The organism is Chitinophaga sp., assembly GCF_035564935.1.
Classification (GTDB): Bacteria; Bacteroidota; Bacteroidia; order Chitinophagales; family Chitinophagaceae; genus Chitinophaga.
In genome coordinates this window covers 1-1,626 of the sequence record NZ_DATMTE010000338.1, presented here as the reverse complement: position 1 = coordinate 1,626, position 1,626 = coordinate 1, and the positions used below count along the sequence as shown (strand labels likewise).

At 49.7% G+C, this 1,626-nt stretch carries 1 protein-coding gene; it reads left to right on the top strand.

Annotated features, from left to right (window positions below; translation table 11 throughout):
- Positions 1 to 85 precede the first annotated feature (85 nt).
- Positions 86 to 1,626, top strand: a 1,541-nt coding sequence (locus VN105_RS08970) for a hypothetical protein (RefSeq protein ID WP_325640006.1), incomplete at its 3' end; no start/stop codon positions are given.

The following is a 1,626-nucleotide window of genomic DNA, read 5'->3' as shown; positions in this document are numbered from 1 at the left end:
GGTTTCCCGGATCAGTGCTTGTTATACTTTTTTTTCCTGCAGCAACAACCGAATAACTGTGGGATAACATATATAATATACGTCCATGAATCGATCTTTACACCGCATGCTCCTTTTGATGCTTTTAGCGCTTTGCTGCTTACCTGCAGTAAAAGCCCAAACAGCATTAAACCCCAGTGACCCCGTAGTCACTTACAGTTCTGCCAATCCCCCTGCAGATCCTCCGTACGACAAGATCACCAAATGGGTGAGAACTGTCAGGATGAGTTATAATACGGATTCTTATAAATCCTACATTTATAAGAACATGGCATTTCGCCTGAAATTCCCTAAAACCTACGCCCCCGGTGTAAACGACGGGAAAAAGTATCCCATTTACCTGTTCTTTCATGGCGTAGGTGAAAAAGGCACTATTTACGATAACGAATTTCAGTTGTTATGGGGAGGCCAAACATGGGCCAGCCGCGTTGACAACGGGACGTTCGACGGCTATCTCATTTATCCCCAGAGCCAGGGCGGTTATTGGGGCCCCAACGATTACGATAACTTGAAAGAGGTGATCGATTCCATTGTTACCAGTGCGAAAGGAGACCCCGACCGGCTGATCGTAAATGGCTTGTCCGGTGGCGGATGGGGCACATGGGAGTTCACCATGCGCTACCCGCAATTAACAGCGGCCTCCTTACCTATGAGCGCCATGGCCATCGATTACGGCAATCACATCGATACCTACAAGTTCACACAAATGTGGCTTTTCCAGGGTGGTTTGGATGGTAACCCCGCGCCTTATACCACCAACCAGGTGGTAGCCCTTATTAATGCGGCCGGCGCCAACTTTAAGCTCACCACTTATCCCAACGATGAACACAATACCTGGATAGACGCATGGAATGAACCCGACTTTACGCCTTTCATGCTGAGGGCAAACAGGCTTAATCCTTATCCATTATACGGCTCGTCAACTTTTTGTCCCGGTCAGACTATCACCATTGGTATAGCGCCGGGATTCCAGCAATATGAGTGGCAGAAAGACGGCGCCACTATATCTACCGGTACCTCCAACTCTATAGTGGTAACCACGCCTGGCAGTTACCGCGTAAGAGGCCAATTACCAAACGGATGGACCGGATGGTCGCCCGTACCACTGGCGATCAGCTACAAGCCGGCTTCTCCCAAACAAACCATTACCACTTCCCCGGCACTCGCCAGTAACGTACTTCCTGCCCCGGATGGCGCTACCAGCATCACTATGCAGGTGCCTTCCGGCCTGGTTAGCTATGAATGGATACGCGGAGGCAGTGCTACTGTGCTCAGTACTACCAATACATTAACCACTTCTACCCCGGGCGCTTATGTAGTGCGGGTAACTACACAGGGAAATTGTATCGGCACTTATTCCGATACTTTCCGGGTTATAAACAGCACCGGTGTAAATGGTCCGGACGCTATCAGCAGCCTGGCTGTGAACAGTTTCACCAAAACACAGATCGTATTGTCGTGGACAGAAAATGCCACTCCTGCTTACAACGAAAAGTACTTCGAGGTATACCGCGCCACCCAGGCCGGCGGCCCATACGTACTTGTAGGACGGAACAATGCCAATGTGGTAACGTTTACAGACAATAA